At 64.2% G+C, this 16,290-nt stretch carries 12 protein-coding genes; 1 reads left to right on the forward strand and 11 read right to left on the reverse strand.

The features are described from left to right. Positions 1 to 340: 340 nt before the first annotated feature. The gene (locus tag COW1_RS05965) at positions 341 to 1,798 is read right to left on the reverse strand and encodes a sigma-54 dependent transcriptional regulator (RefSeq protein WP_096366016.1); all 1,458 of its coding nucleotides are present in this window, start codon (positions 1,796 to 1,798) and stop codon (positions 341 to 343) included. On the opposite strand from COW1_RS05965, the gene COW1_RS05970 reads away from it, so the two are divergent. Then, a complete protein-coding gene (locus tag COW1_RS05970) occupies positions 1,712 to 2,074 on the forward strand; it encodes a hypothetical protein (protein WP_201346139.1) in 363 nt (120 codons plus the stop codon). The two genes, COW1_RS05965 and COW1_RS05970, sit on opposite strands and share 87 nt — an antisense overlap. Positions 2,075 to 2,148: 74 nt before the next feature. Here COW1_RS05970 and COW1_RS05975 read toward each other — a convergent pair whose 3' ends face one another. The 10 genes from COW1_RS05975 to COW1_RS06020 form a co-directional block, all read right to left on the reverse strand. Beyond that, the gene (locus COW1_RS05975) at positions 2,149 to 2,451 is read right to left on the reverse strand and encodes a flagellar protein FliT (RefSeq protein WP_096366015.1); all 303 of its coding nucleotides are present in this window, start codon (positions 2,449 to 2,451) and stop codon (positions 2,149 to 2,151) included. A gap of 178 nt (positions 2,452 to 2,629) precedes the next feature. Then, complete coding sequence (fliS, locus tag COW1_RS05980; protein WP_096366014.1) at positions 2,630 to 3,043, reverse strand: flagellar export chaperone FliS; 414 nt, start codon at positions 3,041 to 3,043, stop codon at positions 2,630 to 2,632. Positions 3,044 to 3,134: 91 nt separating this feature from the next. After that, positions 3,135 to 5,162 carry a flagellar filament capping protein FliD gene (gene fliD, locus COW1_RS05985; protein WP_201345696.1) on the reverse strand — a complete coding sequence of 676 codons (2,028 nt, stop codon included), beginning with the start codon at positions 5,160 to 5,162 and terminating at the stop codon, positions 3,135 to 3,137. A gap of 234 nt (positions 5,163 to 5,396) precedes the next feature. Further along, positions 5,397 to 5,819, reverse strand: a complete 423-nt coding sequence (locus tag COW1_RS05990; RefSeq protein WP_231971577.1) for a flagellar protein FlaG — start codon at positions 5,817 to 5,819, stop codon at positions 5,397 to 5,399. 72 nt (positions 5,820 to 5,891) lie between these two features. Beyond that, positions 5,892 to 7,604, reverse strand: coding sequence for a flagellin (locus tag COW1_RS17170; protein WP_304941085.1), 1,713 nt, complete (start codon positions 7,602 to 7,604; stop codon positions 5,892 to 5,894). Between the two features lie 397 nt (positions 7,605 to 8,001). Further along, positions 8,002 to 10,566, reverse strand: coding sequence for an EAL domain-containing protein (locus COW1_RS17175; RefSeq protein WP_201345697.1), 2,565 nt, complete (start codon positions 10,564 to 10,566; stop codon positions 8,002 to 8,004). A gap of 402 nt (positions 10,567 to 10,968) precedes the next feature. Then, positions 10,969 to 11,889, reverse strand: a complete 921-nt coding sequence (gene flgL, locus COW1_RS06005) for a flagellar hook-associated protein FlgL (RefSeq protein ID WP_201345698.1) — start codon at positions 11,887 to 11,889, stop codon at positions 10,969 to 10,971. Between the two features lie 6 nt (positions 11,890 to 11,895). After that, on the reverse strand, positions 11,896 to 13,851 hold the full coding sequence (gene flgK / locus COW1_RS06010; protein ID WP_201345699.1) for a flagellar hook-associated protein FlgK: 1,956 nt from the start codon (positions 13,849 to 13,851) through the stop codon (positions 11,896 to 11,898). 3 nt (positions 13,852 to 13,854) lie between these two features. Further along, positions 13,855 to 14,946: a flagellar assembly peptidoglycan hydrolase FlgJ gene (gene flgJ, locus COW1_RS06015; protein WP_201345700.1), complete on the reverse strand. Its 1,092-nt coding sequence runs from the start codon at positions 14,944 to 14,946 to the stop codon at positions 13,855 to 13,857. Positions 14,947 to 15,063: 117 nt separating this feature from the next. Further along, positions 15,064 to 16,194 (reverse strand): flagellar basal body P-ring protein FlgI, encoded by a 1,131-nt coding sequence (locus COW1_RS06020; protein WP_096366006.1) that lies wholly within the window; start codon positions 16,192 to 16,194, stop codon positions 15,064 to 15,066. Positions 16,195 to 16,290 lie beyond the last annotated feature (96 nt).

The following is a 16,290-nucleotide window of genomic DNA, read 5'->3' on the forward strand; positions in this document are numbered from 1 at the left end:
GTTTTTATTCAGTAGGTTATAAAGGCTGGATGAAAGAGGCGTCAAAACAGCGACGGGGAAATCATTCAAAAGAGCGCCACGGAATACACGGAAAGCACGGAAAATGAATGCTGTTGTAATAGCCGCGATCGTCATCCCCGCGCAGACGGGGATCCAGATACCGCGCGGTTGCTGGATTCCCGCCTGCGCGGGAATGACGAAAGACTGTGCGGGAATGACGAAAGAAGGTAAGTCTGGCTTACGCCCTGCGGGGTTATAACCCGACCTGTGTCACCATTTATCGATCTTGTCCGTGCTTTCCGTGTATTCCGTGGCGCTCCTGATCTTGATCTTTATAAATTCAGGACGCCATCTCGCCGCGCTGCAGACCGTACTTGCGCAGCTTCTCCACCAGGGTGGTGCGGCGCATGCCCAGGCGCTTGGCGGCATGGGCGACCACGCCGCCGGCATCGTCCAGGGCCTGTTTGATGAAGGACTGCTCCAGATTGCTCAGGTGTTCCTTCAGATCGATGCCGCTGCGCGGCAGGCGTGGTTCCTGGTACTCGATCGGGGGCGGCGTCAGCACCAGTTCATCGCTGAACGCCGGCGCCTGTCCGGATTCCTGCTGCTCGCGCACGCTGGTCAGCGCGGCCTCGGTCTGGAACTTCTCGGGCAGATCACCCACGTCCACCACGCCGAAGGGGTGCAGGATGGCCATGCGTTCGATCAGGTTGGCCAGTTCGCGCACGTTGCCCAGCCAGTTGTACTGGCACAGGGCCATGACGGCGCCGGAGGTCAGGCGCACCGAGCCGCGCTTCTCGTGCTCGATGCGGCGGATCAGTTCGTTGACCAGCAGCGGGATGTCCTCGACCCGTTCGCGCAGGGGCGGCATCTCGATGGGGAAGACGTTGAGGCGATAGAACAGATCCTCGCGGAAGCTGCCGTCCTTGATGTTCTCCTCCAGGTTGCGGTGGGTGGCCGCGACCACGCGCACATTGGCCTCGATGGGCTTGTTGCTGCCGACGCGCTCGAAGGTGCGCTCCTGCAGCACCCGCAGCAGCTTGACCTGCATGGGCAGGCTCATATCGCCGATCTCGTCCAGAAACAGGGTGCCGCCCTCGGCCATTTCGAACCGGCCCTGACGGGCGCTGATCGCACCGGTGAAGGCGCCCTTCTCGTGACCGAACAACTCGGATTCCAGCAGATCGGGCGGGATGGCGCCGCAGTTGATGGGGACGAAGGGTTGATCACGGCGGGAAGAGTAATAATGAATGTTGCGCGCCACGACCTCCTTGCCGGTGCCGGACTCGCCCAGGATCAGTACGTTGGCGTCGGAATCGGCCACCTGCTGGATGTGCTTGCGCACCTGCTGGATGGCGCGGCTGCTGCCGACCAGGCTGCGGAACAGATCCACCGGGCGCTGGCGACCGGCCTCGGTGCGCGACTCGCGGTAGATCTCGGCCTGATGCATGGCATTGGTCAGCTGGGTATAGCGGACCGGCACCTCGATGCGGCCGAGGATGCAGGAACCGGCGTCGATGGCCACGGTCGGCTCCCTGCCCTTCTCGGCCAGCAGGAAGATCGGCAGGTGGCCGTCGAAGTCATGTATGCTCTTAAGGAGTTTCTCCAAGGCATTGTCTGATTTGCATTTGCCCACCAGAACCGCCAGCAGGTCACTGGCATTGTCCACGGCCTCCGCCCAGCGGTCGCAGTCTTCGACCATGACGGGTTCGTGTTCAATGAACTGGATCACCGCGCGCAGATCCTGGCGGCGCCCGGCATCGGCTTCTATTACGAGGACCTTGCCATCAGCAGACATGAAATGATTCCTCCCGAACCGTTTATTGCGCCCGGTTGCGCAGTTCGAGGCGTAGCGACGCACCAGGCTTTGTCAGTGATTGCCGGACCCCTTTCCGGACAATCCGGGCCTAGTAAACCACCGTTCAGGAGAAATGTCAAAATTCCGACGGGAAAGATCAAGAGCGTCACGGACTACACGGAAAGCACGGAAAATGCGACGACAAAAGCTGTCCGGTCTCCGCTCGACTTGAATCGTCGTCATTCCGGCGCAGGCGGAATGACGGAAAATCCCTGAAAACACTTCCGCCTCAGACTCACTACTGTCCGTGCTTTCCGTGTTTTCCGTGGCGCATTTGGGTTTTGTGGCTTTCAGGAATTGGCCGCGTAGGCGGCCGCGCCGCTGCGCCCGCGTCTCAGGCTGTGGAGTTCGCCGCCGAGGCGGTCCCGGTTGCGCTGCAGCAACTCCCCCACCCGGCGGTTGCACTCCAGGATCTGCTCCAGCAGTTGCCGTTGCGGCTGCGTCAGCCCGCTGGCGGCATGGGCCGCGAACCAGCCCTCCAGCCGTTGCCGCTGCCGGCTGCCGGTCTGCTCGACAGCGTCCCAGTCCCCGGCCTCGGCCCGGGCCTGCAGCGTCCGGGTCAGTGCCAGCAGTTGTTCCAAATCATGTTCCATTGCTTAAGCCTCTTTAAGAGCGCCACGGAATACACGGAAGTAAGTCAGGTGAAACCCATGGTCATATCGACCAGCGTCAGGATGACCGGATGCAGATTCATTGCCGGGCGCATAGCGCCTCGGCGATGCCAAGATCAGGTCCGTGTTTTCCGTGTATTCCGTGGCGCTCTTGCTCTTCTCAGCCGCCTACCGCCTGCGGCGGCTGGTCGCCGACCTGGTCCCAGGCCGACTTGATCTCCCGGATCAGCCCGCTGACCTCGTCGAGCAGTGCCACTTCGTTGCGGATGTTGGCCTGCAGCAGCTGGCGTTCCATGTAGTCGTACAGGTCACGCAGATTGCCGGCCAGTTCGCCGCCGGTCTCCAGGTCCAGGCTGCTGCGCAGGCCGCCGACGATGGAGATGGCCCAGCTGATCTGCTCGCCCTTGGCGGCGATCTCGCCGCGCTCCATCGCCCCGCGGGCGGTGGCGATGCGGTCCAGGGCGCCCTGCATCAGCATCTGGATCAACCGATGCGGGCTGGCCGACTCCACCCGGGCCTGGGTGTTGACCTGGCGGTACTGCTGAAGTCCTGCATGGGTGCCGGGGTAGCTCATGGATGTCACTCCGTTTTACTGTCTGCCTGCCGGGCTCTGTGCCCGGCGCCTTGTTGGCATGAGTCTCTCGGGCGTACCGCCCTGTCGCTCACTATCTTCTGTTACGGTTGTTCTGTCCGATGACCGGAATGGTTTCCAGCTGGCGGGTCAGAAAATCACTGGTACCCTGCAACTGGCCGAGGATGCGGTCCATGGCGTTGAACTCGGCCCGGTAGCGTTCTTCGAGGTTTGCCAGCCGCTGGTTCAACTCCAGACGTTCGTCCTCGATCCGGGAAACCCGATCCTGCAGGCTCTCGGTCAGCGGATCGAACAGTCCGGTGTCATCATCCAGCAGTCCGCTGACCAATGTACTGAGTTGATCGGCAAATCCACGGGTAAAGTTGAGCGTGCCGCGATCGCCGGTCGCGCCGCCGGTGATCTCCAGCTTCAGTCCGGCGGCATCGCCGGCGCCGGTCAGGATGCGGCCGGAACCGGTGGCCGCCACACCGCCGATGCTGCCGGCGACATCGACACCGTCGGTGCTGGTCGGCGCGGCGCCGAACAGATCGGTGGCGGCGTTGCCGCCGGCGATTTCGATCTTCGAGGCCGAGCCGTAGCGATCCGAGACCATGCTAAGCACCCCGCCGTTCTCGCTGACCCGGACCGCCACACCGTTGTCCTGAAAGGCCTCGGTGCCGTTGAGTCCGGACTGAATCCGGGCGGCCAGTTCCGCCGCGGTATAGGTGCCGGCGGCCAGGGTGAGGCTGGCACTGATGCCGTCGACCTTCACCGCCAGGGTGTCGTTGCTGCCGGCCGTGATGGTCAGGCCGGCGGCCTGGGAACCGCTCAGCTGCCCCTGCGTGGCCAACTGGGTAATGTTCACGGCGTAGTCGCCCGGTCGGGTATCCTCGCTCGCGCTCAGGTATCCGACTTCGTTGTCAGCGGACTGGCCGAAAGCGGCAAACAGGCCGGTCACGGCCTCCGGGTTGTCCCGGATCGCGGCCTCGAGCTTGCTCTTGTCCAGTTCCAGACCGCCGTTGCTGCCGGTGCGGGTAATGCCGATCTGGGCCAGGATCTGGTAGTTGCTGTCGGCACCCTCCAGCGGTGTGCCGAGCACGCGATTGAGTCGGGATTCCAGTCCGCGCAGCGTGGCATCGCCGTTGAGGATACCGGCGCGGCCGGTCTCCGGGTTATAGGAACTCAGCTGCTTGATGGTACTGGAGAGCTGGTTGTAACCATTGACGAAGGCCTCGACGTTCTTGGTGATGGCGCCGGGATCGCTCTTGACCGTCACAGCAGTGGTGCCCGCGGCCAGCAGATTGAAGGTTACGCCCTCGACCGCCGTATCCAGGGTGTTGCTCGCACTGGTGATGGCAATGCCGTTGAGACTGGCGCTGGCATCCTGCGCGGCCTGGTTCTGCAGCATGAAATTCGTCGTTTCATTGAAGTTCAGCCGCGACAGGCCGGCGGCGTCGGTATCGTTGCCGTCAGCGTCGCTGACGCTGATCTGCATGGCATTGGCCGCGCCGGTATCCTCGGCGGCAAAGCCAAGACGGTAGTTCGTCCCGTCGAAGACGATGAAGGCCTTCACCCCGATGTCGGCGGCATTGACCGCATCCCGGATGCCGGTCAGGCTGCCATCGGTGATCTCCACCGTACGCACGGCCCGGTCGGAATCCCGGGTGAAACCGGTGACACTGTCGGTGCCTTCGTCGTAACCGACCGTGCCGAAGGAAAAGCTCAGGGTGCCGGTCCCGACCACGTCATCGAGGGCGGTGAAATCCGCCCCGGCGGCGGGATCGCTGACCAGGCGCTGGGTCCGGGCCAGGTCGAAGACCTCGAGGTCATAGCTGCCGGCGGCTGCGGCATTGGTGGTGGTGACGGTGGCCACTGCCTTGTCACTGGAACTGGCGGACTTGCTCTGGAAACCGGACAGGCTGGTCAGGCTGTTGAGGCTGGATTGAAAGGCGCTGAAGCTACCCTTGAGGGTGCCGTAGGCACTGATCCGGGCCTGCAGTTCGGCCTCGTTGCGGTCGAGCCGTTGCCGGGCGGGCCGCCCCTCGGCGGCCACCAGCTGGCTGACCAGGCTTTCGATATCCAGGCCGGAACCCAGCCCGGTTGATGTGATACTGCCTGCCATCTGCTGTCTCGTTGTTGCTTAGATCATGGCCACGGAAAACACGGAAAGCACGGACATTTGAAGTAGCCCCGTAGGATGGGTGGAGGCGCCGTGCGCCGTAACCCATCGCCTGGCACGATGGGTTGCGCTGCGCTCCACCCATCCTACCCGTCTATGGCCTGCTTCCCTGTTGTTCCCTTTCGTGCTTTCCGTGTTTTCCGTGGCTATTACGCAGTTAGCAATAAACAGGCCAGCTCAGGCCTGCTCCCGGAACAGCAGACCCTCGGCTGCGTCCTCCTGCGCCTGCAGGCGTCGGGCGCGCTCGATCACGGTCTCCGGCGGGATCTGACGAATCACTTCCTTTGTTTCTGAATCCACGACGGAAATCACTGTCCGTCCCAGTTCGTCGTCGACCTCGAAGCGCAGATCGCGCTGCAGGTTCTGGACAAAATCATTCATCCGGGTCACTGCCTGCTGCAGTGCACCGGCCTCATCGGGTGCCCGTTCGGGCTCACGCCCCTGCTCCTCGACGGCGGCCCCTTGCCTCATGTTGTCTGCCGGCGGCAAGGCCTGGCCGGGGACCACGCTGAGTTCCTGGGCGGCAGCGGGCTTGCGCACCGTGGCAATCTCGGTACGGGCGGGAATCAGGGATGTCGCGATGCTCAATTCGCTGTTCATAATCGGCATGCCTCTGAAACCGGAGTTGAAACCACACCCGGGGCAACGCCCCGGGCGGGTTCACTCACCTCCTTACTGCAGCAGCGACAGGGCCAGCTGCGGCAGGCTGTTGGCCTGGGCCAGCGCGGAGACACCGGCCTGCTGCAGGATCTGGCTGCGGGTCAGGGCGGCGGTTTCGGCCGCGAAGTCGGCATCCAGGATGCGCGAACGGGCGGCGGTCAGGTTCTCGTTGGTCACCCCGATGTTGTCGATGACCGCCTCGAACCGGTTCTGCACGGCACCGAGTTCGGCGCGGGCGCTGTTGATGTCGTTCAGGGCCCGGGTAGCGATGTCGATCGCGGTCTGGGCACCGGCGGCGGTGGAGATGTCGATGCTGTCAACCGCGGTACCGGCCTGCACGGCAGCCGAGGTGGTGCCGGCGGACAAACCAGCCGGGCTCGGATCGTTGCCGCCGATCTCGATGTCGGCATTGCTGGTCAGTTCGAGCGTGCCATAGAAGGTGGTGTTCAGGTCACCCGCGGCATCGGTGCCGCCCTCGACCGCGGCGATGTTGCTGCCGTCAGCCTTGGTGATGTCCAGGGTGGTACCGGAACCCGAAGCGGTATAGCCGTCCAGGGCATTGATCAGGCCGGCCACTTCACTGGCGGTGATGGTGCCGTCGCCATTGACGCTGGAGAAGTCCAGGGCGGTGCCATCGATGCTGAGCGTGAAGTCAGGCGCGACAGCGTCGGCGCCATCCGAGGTGGTGCCGGTCACGAAATCCGTCACCGTGCCGGCGCCGCCATCGAGGTCGCCGTTGTAGTTGTTGACCACAGGCGCGGTGGCAGCGGAGCCGGTCGCGGTGGTGGCGATGATGAGGTTGTCGGAGACGTCACGGCTGACGGCATAGGTACCGGAAGATGCCGTATCCAGCTGCGACTGGATCTCGGCCTCGACGCCATCCAGGTCAGTGTAGTCAGCATTCAGGGTGACGGTAATGCCGTCCACATCGAAGCTCACCGTGTCGGTACTGAAATCCGACACCGTCATGGCGGTGGAGGCGGTATTGGTGCCGGCGGTGGCAGCGGTGCCGACCACATCGTTGAAGGTGACGCCGGTCTGCTCATTGGTCGCGGTCGCGGTGACACTGGAGTCGGCGGCCTCGATGGCGGCGGCCATGGCGGCGGCATCCTGGCTGGTCGCGGCCACAGCATTGCCATTGATGGTCAGATCACCCGAGGTGAGTGCACCGGAGACAGCGCCGCTGCCGGACACGGTGGCAGTGTTCTGCTGACCCAGCACATCGGTGTTGGCGTCGGTGATGGTATCGATGGACACGGTCTGGTTGGCGTTGGCGCCGACCTGGAAGGCCTGCGCGGAGAAGCTGCCGTCAAGCAGGTTCACGCCGTTGAAGGTGGTGGTGTTGGCCACGCGGTTGATTTCCTCGACCAGTTCGGCGACCTCGGTCTGCAGCGCGGCGCGGTCGGAGTCGCTGTTGGTGGCGTTGGCGGACTGGATGGCCAGTTCGCGGATACGCTGCAGGCTCTCGGTCAGGCCGCCCAGCGCACCCTCGGCGGTCTGGGCCAGGGAGATGCCGTCATTGGCGTTGCGCGCCGCCTGGGTCAGGCCGCGCACCTGGGTGGTGAAACGCTCGGAAATGGCCAGGCCGGCGGCGTCGTCCTTGGCGCTGTTGATGCGCAGGCCGGAGGACAGGCGCTCCAGGGCCGATGCCTGGGTGTTCTGGGAATTGGTCAGGTTGCGCTGGGCGTTCAGCGAGGCGATGTTGGTGTTGACGATAAGTGCCATGATTCGATCTCCTTGTCCCGGGTGGCGCTGTGTTTGCCACGGGGATTCGGTTGTTGACTAGCGGATATACTTCGAGGCTCGAAATATTCACCGCTCCCAACAGGCATAGCGGGCGGCGGGGACGAATCTTTAGGGTTTTTTGACGCTGCGGGGGGATGGCCACGAAATCCACGAAACCTGTTAATTTTTATTGTAAAAGCGCCACGGAATACACGGAAGGCATAAAAAGGGATAATCTGGGCGTGGACCGTAGGTCGGGTTAGCCGGGTAGGATGGGTGGAGCGCAGCGCAACCCATCGGGCCGAGCGATGGGTTGCGGCGCGCAGCGCCTCCACCCATCCTACGGGACCACTTCAAATATCTGTGCTTTCCGTGTATTCCGTGGCGCTCCTGATCCTCACTCACCCACCATCGCCGGGTCCTCGAGCGGGCGGGCGATGTAGTGGCCCTGGGCGTGGTCGACGCCGCAGGCGATGAGCAGCTGCAGGATGTCGCGGCTGTTGACGTACTCGGCCACGGTCTGACGACCCAGACAGTGGGCGATGTCGTTCATGGACTGGACCATGGCCTGGTCGATGGGATCCGAGGCCATGGCCTGGACGAACATGCCGTCGATCTTGATGTAGTCCACCGGCAGCTGCTTCATCTGCGAGAAGGAACTGAAACCGGTGCCGAAATCATCCAGCGAGAAACGGCAGCCGAGATCGCGGATGCTGTTGATGGCGCGCCGGGCCGCGCCCATGTCGCAGATGGCGGCGGTCTCGGTCACCTCGAAGGTAACGCAACCCGGATCCACGCCGTGCTCGCCGATCAGCCGCTGCACCCGGGCCGGCCAGTCGCGGTTGCACAGGGTATGCCCCGAGACATTGATGGAGAAGCAGGCCTTGCGGAACACCCGGTTCATTTCGCCCAGCTTGAGCAGGGCATTGCGCAGCACCCATTCGTCGATTTCCGGCATCAGGTAGAAGCGTTCCGCCGTGGGGATGAAATTGTCCGGGGCGATGGCCTCCCCATCCGGTCCGCGCAGCCGCAGCAGCACCTCGAAGCAGGCGTGGCAGGAGGCCGGATGGCCGGCGAACCAGTTCCACAGGTTGCCATCCGGAAGCGAATCAAGCTGTGCGCCATCCAGTCCTCCGAGCGGTATGATGGGCTGGTAGTGCAGCAGGAAGTTGTCCACGCGCAGGGCCTCGCGCAGGCGGTTGGACCAGCCCAGTTCCCGATCCATCAGATCCTTGTGCCGGTCATGCGGATCGTAGACATGGCTGCGGTTGCCGCCCTGCTGCTTGGCCACGTGACAGGCGATGTCGGCCTCGGCCAGGGCCTCGCCGGGCGACGGCGTGCCGGCATCGATCAGGGCGGCACCGATGCTGGCCCGGACCTTGAATGTCTTACCGTGATAGTTGAAGTCCTGCTCCGACACCGCGGCCCGGAAGGCTTCGCTGGCCTCCTGCAGTTCTTCCGGCTCAATGTTACGCAGCAGGATGGCGAACTCATCGCCGCCCAACCGGGCCAGGGTATCGGTGCGGCGCAGGCGTTCCAGCAGCCGGCGCCCCACCTGGATCAGCAGCGCATCGCCGGCGGCATGGCCCTCGGTATCGTTGATGTACTTGAAGTGATCCAGATCCAGGTACAGCAGCGCGCTGGTGGCCCGCTGGCGCTGCTGCCACTGACATTCGGCTTCCAGCTGTTCCTCGAAGTAACGCCGGTTGAACAGTTCGGTGAGCGCATCATGCGTTGCCTGCCACAGCAGCCGCTCCTCCAGGTTCTTGCGCTCGGAGATATCCCGGAAGGCGACCACCGAGCCCTGCTGCTCCCGGGCCATGTAGAGGGGATAGACGGTGCATTCGATGGGCACCGAGCTGCCCTCGCGGGTCCAGAAGCAGGTCTCCCAGCTGCGCAGGATCTGGCGGCTGCCGTAGCTCGACTGCAGCAGGCCGCTCAGCGGTGCGATGGGGGTGCCGTTCTGATCGGCGTAATGGAACAGTTCATGGGCGGACTGACCGAGCAGCTCGCGGTTCTCGTCATACCCCAGGATCAGGCGCGCGGCCGGATTGACGAAGGTGATCCGCCCTTCGGCGTCCACGCCGTAGACCCCCTCGCCCACCGAGTTGAGGATGCTCTGCAGGCGCTGGCGCTCGGCCTCGATCGACCTGCGGCCGGCCACACTGCGGCTCATCGCCGCCACCCGGGCCAGGAACAGGGCGTCGTGCTCGTCCTTGAACATGCACTCGGCCGCACCGGCATTGAGCGAGTCCTGTATCACCTGGTCCAGATAGGTGCTGGTGAAGATGGCGCTGGTGATGTGGCGGGTGGCCGGGTCATCGCGCAGCCAGCGGCACAGCACGTCGCCATTGGCCCCCGGCATGAAGTAGTCGATGATGGCGATATCGAAGGGCTGGCTGCGGGCCTTGTCGAAGCCCTCGTCGACATTGGCAGCCATCTCCAGGCGATACCCCTGCCCGCTCAGCAGCCTCCGGTAGTAGGCGCGCACGCTGGGTGAGTCATCCACGAACAGGACCCGGGTCCCGCCCTGGTCGGCCAGCGGCGGTTCCAGTACGCCCTCGCCCGCTTCCCGCGCGGCCCTGAGCGTATTGATGGTCGCCGCCGCCTCGGTATGCAGGCGCCAGTCGAGCATGGCGGTGTGGGAGCGGCGCACCACCCAGGCCCGGGTGGCGGGTTCCGGGTCGGTGACCATGACCAGCACCGGGACGGCGGCGAGATCCGGCTCCTCCAGCAGGGTGAACAGATCGTCGGCCTCCGGGCGGGTATGCACCGGCCAGCCGATGATCACCACCCCGATGCCGGCGGCGCCGGGCGCGGCGCTCAACCGCTCCAGGCCCGCGCTGAAGGTTTCCGCGGCGGCGACGGCAAAACCACTGTCGCGCAGCAGCCGCTCCAGCGCATAGCGCAGCGTGGGCGATTCCTCGATCAGCAGGACAGTCGTGTTGGGATCCGGTGCCATATCCGACCTTTTGCGGGCCTGCATGGCTATCGGTCGGCGGCTGGGCGGGCTTTAACAGATCAAGAGCGCCACGGAATACACGGAAAGCACGGACAGACTTAAACAGGCCGTAGGTCGGGTTGGCCTGCAGGGCGTAACCCGACGCTCCGCGGTACCTGTCGGGTTACGCTTCGCTAACCCGACCTACGGGCCTCTTATTTTTATCCCGGCGAAAAACGTAACCCAACCTGCCGGCTACGTCATTGCGAGTACCCAGAGGGCATAAACGAAGCGTGGCAATCTCGTACAGTAGTATCAATCGGTTGGAGATTGCCACGTCACTCCGCTCCTCGCAATGACGAATCAATCGGAGGTTTCTTTATTTTCGTCCGTGTTTTCCGTGTATTCCGTGGCGCTCTTCAATTATCTCAGGAAATTGAACAGCGACAGTCCCTGGATACGGGTGAAGCTCAGCTGTGCGGCCTCCAGCGCGGCGGTGTGGCGCTGGAGATTGGTCGCGGCCTCGGCGAAATCCAGATCCTGCAGCCCCGAGCGGGTCTGTTCCATGCGCAGGATGGCGTCGGCATTCTGCTCGCGCTGCAGGTCGATGGCGCGCTGACGCGCACCGATGGTGCTGCGAGCCCCGCTCATGTTGTCGAGTACCGCGTCCATGTCGTCCAGGATATGCGCCGAGCGCGGCGGGGAATCGAGATCCTGGGGCGTGTTGTTCTCCATGGCGGCGGCAAACTCGGCAATCACCGTGAAGGCACTCTGGGCGTTGTCGGCCGGGGCGGCCATGAAGATATCCGAACCGTTGTCGGTCACCGCGACCTGACGATTCTCTCCCACAGCCAGGAAACGCTGGCCCTGATCGCCGTTGTAACTGACCACGCCGGCGGTCTGGGTGAAGGGTTGGGTCTGGCTCTGGAAACCGCCGAAGATGTATTCGCCGTTGGCGTCACGCGTATTGCCCAGCGCGATCATCTGATCCAGCAGCTGGCGCGCCTCGGCGGCGATGTCGGCACGGCTTTCGGCACTCTGGCTGCCGTTGAGGCCGGTAATGGCCAGTTCACGCAGCCGCTGCATGGCGCTGATGCCGGAATCGAGCGTGGTCTCGGTGAGACCCAGACGCGACTCGGCGCGATCGGCATTGGTCTGGAAGCGTTCCAGCCGCTGCAGGTCCTCGTTGAGACCGACGATGGAGGCGCTGGCCGCGGGGTCGTCGGCCGGCGAGATGATCCGCCGGCCGGTACCGAGTTGGTTGCTGACCCGCGCCAGCTGGGTCTGCTGATCCTGGATGGCCTGCAATCCCTGCAGATAGAGTTGTGAGGTCGAGATGCGCATGTCGTCTTACCTGCCTGTCGCCTGCAGCAGCGTCTGGAAGATGGTGTCGGAGATGGTGACCACCTGGGCGGCGGCCTGATAGGCCTGCTGCCAGCGCAGCAGTTCAGCGGCCTCCTCGTCCAGGTTGACCGCCGAGACCGCGTCATGCCTCGCCTGGGCCTGGTTGGCCAGATTGCTCTGGGTGGTGGCCAGGGTCTGGGCGCGCCGGGTCTTGACGCCGACATCGGCGATCATCTGGCCATAGCTGTCCTGGAAGCTGGCGGAGGCGTTGTTCATGGTCCTGTCGGTCTGCAGGCCGGCCAGGGCCAGGGCATTGCGGTTGTCGCCGCCGCCGCCGCTGTTGGCGCTGATCACGAACTGGTCGGTGTTGGCCGGGGTACCCGAGATGGTGAACTCCAGCCCGCTGATGCCGGTATCGGCCGCGGTGAAGGTATCGCCCGACTGAGAAGTCGGATCATAGTCGAATGAATAACCACCACCACTGAAGAAGGGGGGGATAGTGGTGTCATCGTAGGTCAGGGTGATGGGTAGCGCCGGCAGGCTGCCGGTGACTGTGCCTGAGGAGAACTCGCCGCTGCCCGTATTGGTCGGGATGCCGGTGCCGCTGGTCTGGCCGTCAATGCGCACGGGCGCGGCCGCGGCGATTTCGCGTGGATTGGTGATATTGGCGGCGATGCCATTGCCGCCCTGGCGGGTCGGCCGCAGCAGATAGCTGTCACCGTCGACCGCAGTGCCGGTAACGCTGAGATCGATATTCAGGCCGTGCCCGGTGAAGGTCGTCCCCGGCGTGATCGTGTCGGTGGCCCCGCTGGTGAGATTCTCCAGGGTCCAGGTACCACCATTGTAGCTGAGGCGGAATTCATCCGCGGTCAGCTGATCGATGGTTGCCGTATCGAAAGCGACATCCAGGCTGGAGGAACCCGCATTGGTCAGATTGGAGAATACCTGGTCGTTCGGATCGGTAACGGCGAAGAAATCCGGCAGGCTGCTGCCGGGATTGCCGTCCAGGTCCTGACCGATACGGTGCTGGGCATTGAAGGTCTCGGCGAGAGAAACCGCGATCTGGCCCAACCGGTTCTGAGACGGATCCAGTACCTGTTTGCGGAACTCGATGATACCGCCCAGACTGCCGCCGCTGATCTTGTCCGTGATCAGACTCGAGCCGCCCCCGCCGAAGGAGAAAGCGATATCCAGCTGCTGACTGTCAAGGCTGTTGCGCTGCACGCTCAGACTGCCCGCCTTCTGCCCCACCACCAGCGGCTGGCCATTGCCGATATAGACATTGAGCGTGTGATCGGACTGCTCCAGCGTGGTCACGCCGATCTTCTCCGACAGCTTGAGTACCAGCTGGTCGCGCTGGTCCAGCAGGTCATTGGGCGGCTGCCCGGTACCTGAACCGAAGGCCAGGGCGATGTCCTCGTTGAGACTGGCGATGGAATCCGCGAGATCGTTGATCTCGGCCACCTGGTTGCGGAACTCGATGCCGATACGCTCACGCAGACCGTCGAGTTCGCCGTCGATGTGGCGGAAACTGGCCACCAGCGACTCGGCTTCGCTCAGCATCAGTTCGCGCGCCGGGATGGCGGTGGGATCGTCCGCCACCTGCTGGATGGAGTCGAAGAAGTTCTGCAGCGCCGGCGACAGCCCCGAATTCGGATCCGCCAGCAGGTTGTCCACCACCGAGGCGAACTCGGCGTAGGTACGGGAACTGTCACGCGCACCGATGCTGCTGCGCAGTTCGCGTTCCAGGAAATCGTCATAGCTGCGCTGGACACCGTCGATCTGCACCCCGTTGCCGATGAAGCCGGCACCGGAACTGTTCGGCGTCTGGGTGCTCAGGTCCACCCGCTGGCGGCTGAAGCCGTCGGTATTGACGTTGGCGATGTTGTGGCCGGTGGTCGCCAGCGCCCGCTGAAACGACAGCAGCGCCGACGAGGCCGTACCGAGAATCCCGCTGGCCATGGGTTAGCTCTCCTGTGCGCGCGAGGGCGCGGCTGATGATGCATCCGGCAGCTGGCCGGCTGCGCCACCCGATTCCCCTGCAGAGGCTAACGGCCCGCCCTCCGCTTGCTTGAGCGCGGCCACCTGCTGGCGGAAATCGGAATGGTTCATGATTGCGTTGATCTTGCGCGCGTACTGCGGATCGGTGGCATAGCCGGCCTGTTGCAGGGCCGCGGCGAAGGCCTCAGCCGAATCGGCCCGCAGGGCCTCGCGGTAGCGTGGCTGTTCCTGCAGGAAACGGGCATAGTCCTCGAAACCCGCGCCCAGGGAATCATAGGCGCGGAAGGCCGCCCGCTCCTGCTGCATGACCCCTTCGCGGAATTCCAGGGTCGGTTTGCTCACCTGTTCACCCGACCAGCGGGCATCGGCCTTGATGCCGAACAGGTTGTGGCTGCTGCGTCCGTCGGGCTGCTGCATGACATGGCGGCCCCAGCCGGTCTCCAGTGCAGCCTGGGCCAGGACGCCTTCCGGCGGGACACCGAGGGCGGCGGCGGCACGCCGGGCATGCGGCCACAGGGCGCGGATGAACTCGCGCGGATTGCCGGGCTCACCGAGAGACTCAGCGCGCAGCGACACCTTGGCCCCCTCTCCCGCTGCCGGGAGAGGGTCGGGGTGAGGGTGTTGAGCGTCCTGCCCGCGGTTGTTCTCAGCCGGTGCGACCGCCGCCTGCGGACCAAACAGGGTCTCACGCGTGACCGCCGGCACCTGCGGCGGTGCCTGCATACCCGTTTCGCCGGCCGAGCGGGGCTCACCGCCGAGCTGGCGCACCAGCATGTCGGCAATGCCCAGGCCCTTGCCTTTGGTGGCCTCGACCGCGATCTGCTGATCGAACATCTGCTGATAGAACTTGATCTGATCGTTGTTGAGCAGGCCGCCCTCATCGAAGCTGGTGGCGCGCATGTTCTTGAGCAGCATCTGTACGAACAGGGACTCGAACTGCCCCGCCACCCGGCGCAGGGTGTCGATATCACGGCCGCCGGACTCCACCGCCCGGCTCTTCAGCGCGGCCAGGCCCTGCAGATCCATGAAGGCATTGGCGTCGGCGACCTTGTTCATCACGTCACCCCGTGCACCCGTAGGATGGGTGCAGGCGCGCAGCGCCGTAACCCATCGGCTTGGAGCGGTTCCGATGGGTTGCGCTTCGCTTCACCCATCCTACGGTGTGTTTATGATTCATAGCACCACCAACTCGGCGCGCAGAGCGCCGGCCTGCTTGAGGGCCTCCAGGATGGCGACCAGGTCGCTGGGCGCTGCGCCCACGCGGTTGACCGCCACCACGATGTCGTTCAGCGTCACGCCGGGCTCGAACAGGAACATGCGATTGTCCTCTTCCTCCACGGCGACGGTCGTGGACGGTGTCACCACCGTCTCGCCCTCGGACAGCGGCGCCGGCTGGCTGACCTGGGGATCCTCGGTGATGGTGACAGTGAGATTGCCGTGCGCCACGGCGGCCGGCATCACCCGCACGTGCTGGCCGATGACCACCGTGCCGGTGCGTGAGTTGACGATCACCCGTGCCGGCGCCTCGCCCGGATTGACCTCCAGGTTCTCCAGCAGCGAGACGAAGGCCACCCGCTGGGAGCGGTCACGCGGGGCATTGACGCTGACCGCACCGGCATCCATCGGGCGGGCCGAATCCGGTCCGATCAGGTCATTGATGGATCTGGCCAGACGATTGGCGGTAGTGAAGTCCGGGGTATGCAGGTTCAGGGTCAGACTGTCACCCTCCATGAACGGGCTGAGCACCTCGCGCTCGACCGTCGCACCGTTGGGAATGCGGCCGACACTGGGTACGTTGACCGTGATGCGCGAGCCGTCGTTGCCGCCGGCGCTCAATCCGCCCACCACCAGGTTGCCCTGGGCGATGGCGTAGACCTGACCGTCGGCGCCGCGCAGGGGCGACATCAACAGGGTGCCGCCGCGCAGGCTGGTCGCATCGCCGATGGAGGATACGGTGATGTCGATCTTCTGTCCTTTCTTGGCAAAGGGCGGCAGATCCGCGCTCAGGGTCACGGCCGCGGCGTTCTTGAGCGAGATGCGCTGATCATCCGGCACCTTGACGCCGAACTGGGCCAGCATGCTTTTCACGCTCTGCACGGTGAAGGGGGTCTTGTCACCGGTGCCGTCCAGCCCCACCACGATGCCGTAGCCGACCAGCTGGTTGTCGCGCACCCCGGCCACCGTGGCGATGTCCTTGACGCGCTCGGCGGCGGCGGGGACGGACACAAAGAGACTCAGAAACAGGACTGTGAGGAATCCCGTGCCGCTGAAGCGGATGCTGGATTTTCTACTGTTGCGGACCATGATGTTTGTTTCCCTTTCACAATCGAATGGCACTGAGTCAGCCGTCATTGCGAGCGTAGCGTGGCAATCTCATAACGTATAACCAGCCATTTGGAG

It is taken from the genome of Thiohalobacter sp. COW1, assembly GCF_016629505.1.
GTDB classification, from domain to species: Bacteria; Pseudomonadota; Gammaproteobacteria; order Thiohalobacterales; family Thiohalobacteraceae; genus Thiohalobacter; species Thiohalobacter thiocyanaticus_A.

Excerpts from the sequence above, each read along its gene's own strand:
- COW1_RS05965 (WP_096366016.1), bottom strand. The coding sequence starts at position 1,798 with ATGTCTGCTGATGGCAAGGTCCTCGTAATAGAAGCCGATGCCGGGCGC.
- COW1_RS05975 (WP_096366015.1), bottom strand. The coding sequence starts at position 2,451 with ATGGAACATGATTTGGAACAACTGCTGGCACTGACCCGGACGCTGCAG.
- fliS (WP_096366014.1), bottom strand. The coding sequence starts at position 3,043 with ATGAGCTACCCCGGCACCCATGCAGGACTTCAGCAGTACCGCCAGGTC.
- fliD (WP_201345696.1), bottom strand. The coding sequence starts at position 5,162 with ATGGCAGGCAGTATCACATCAACCGGGCTGGGTTCCGGCCTGGATATC.
- COW1_RS05990 (WP_231971577.1), bottom strand. The coding sequence starts at position 5,819 with ATGAACAGCGAATTGAGCATCGCGACATCCCTGATTCCCGCCCGTACC.
- COW1_RS17170 (WP_304941085.1), bottom strand. The coding sequence starts at position 7,604 with ATGGCACTTATCGTCAACACCAACATCGCCTCGCTGAACGCCCAGCGC.
- COW1_RS17175 (WP_201345697.1), bottom strand. The coding sequence starts at position 10,566 with ATGGCACCGGATCCCAACACGACTGTCCTGCTGATCGAGGAATCGCCC.
- flgL (WP_201345698.1), bottom strand. The coding sequence starts at position 11,889 with ATGCGCATCTCGACCTCACAACTCTATCTGCAGGGATTGCAGGCCATC.
- flgK (WP_201345699.1), bottom strand. The coding sequence starts at position 13,851 with ATGGCCAGCGGGATTCTCGGTACGGCCTCGTCGGCGCTGCTGTCGTTT.
- flgJ (WP_201345700.1), bottom strand. The coding sequence starts at position 14,946 with ATGAACAAGGTCGCCGACGCCAATGCCTTCATGGATCTGCAGGGCCTG.
- COW1_RS06020 (WP_096366006.1), bottom strand. The coding sequence starts at position 16,194 with ATGGTCCGCAACAGTAGAAAATCCAGCATCCGCTTCAGCGGCACGGGA.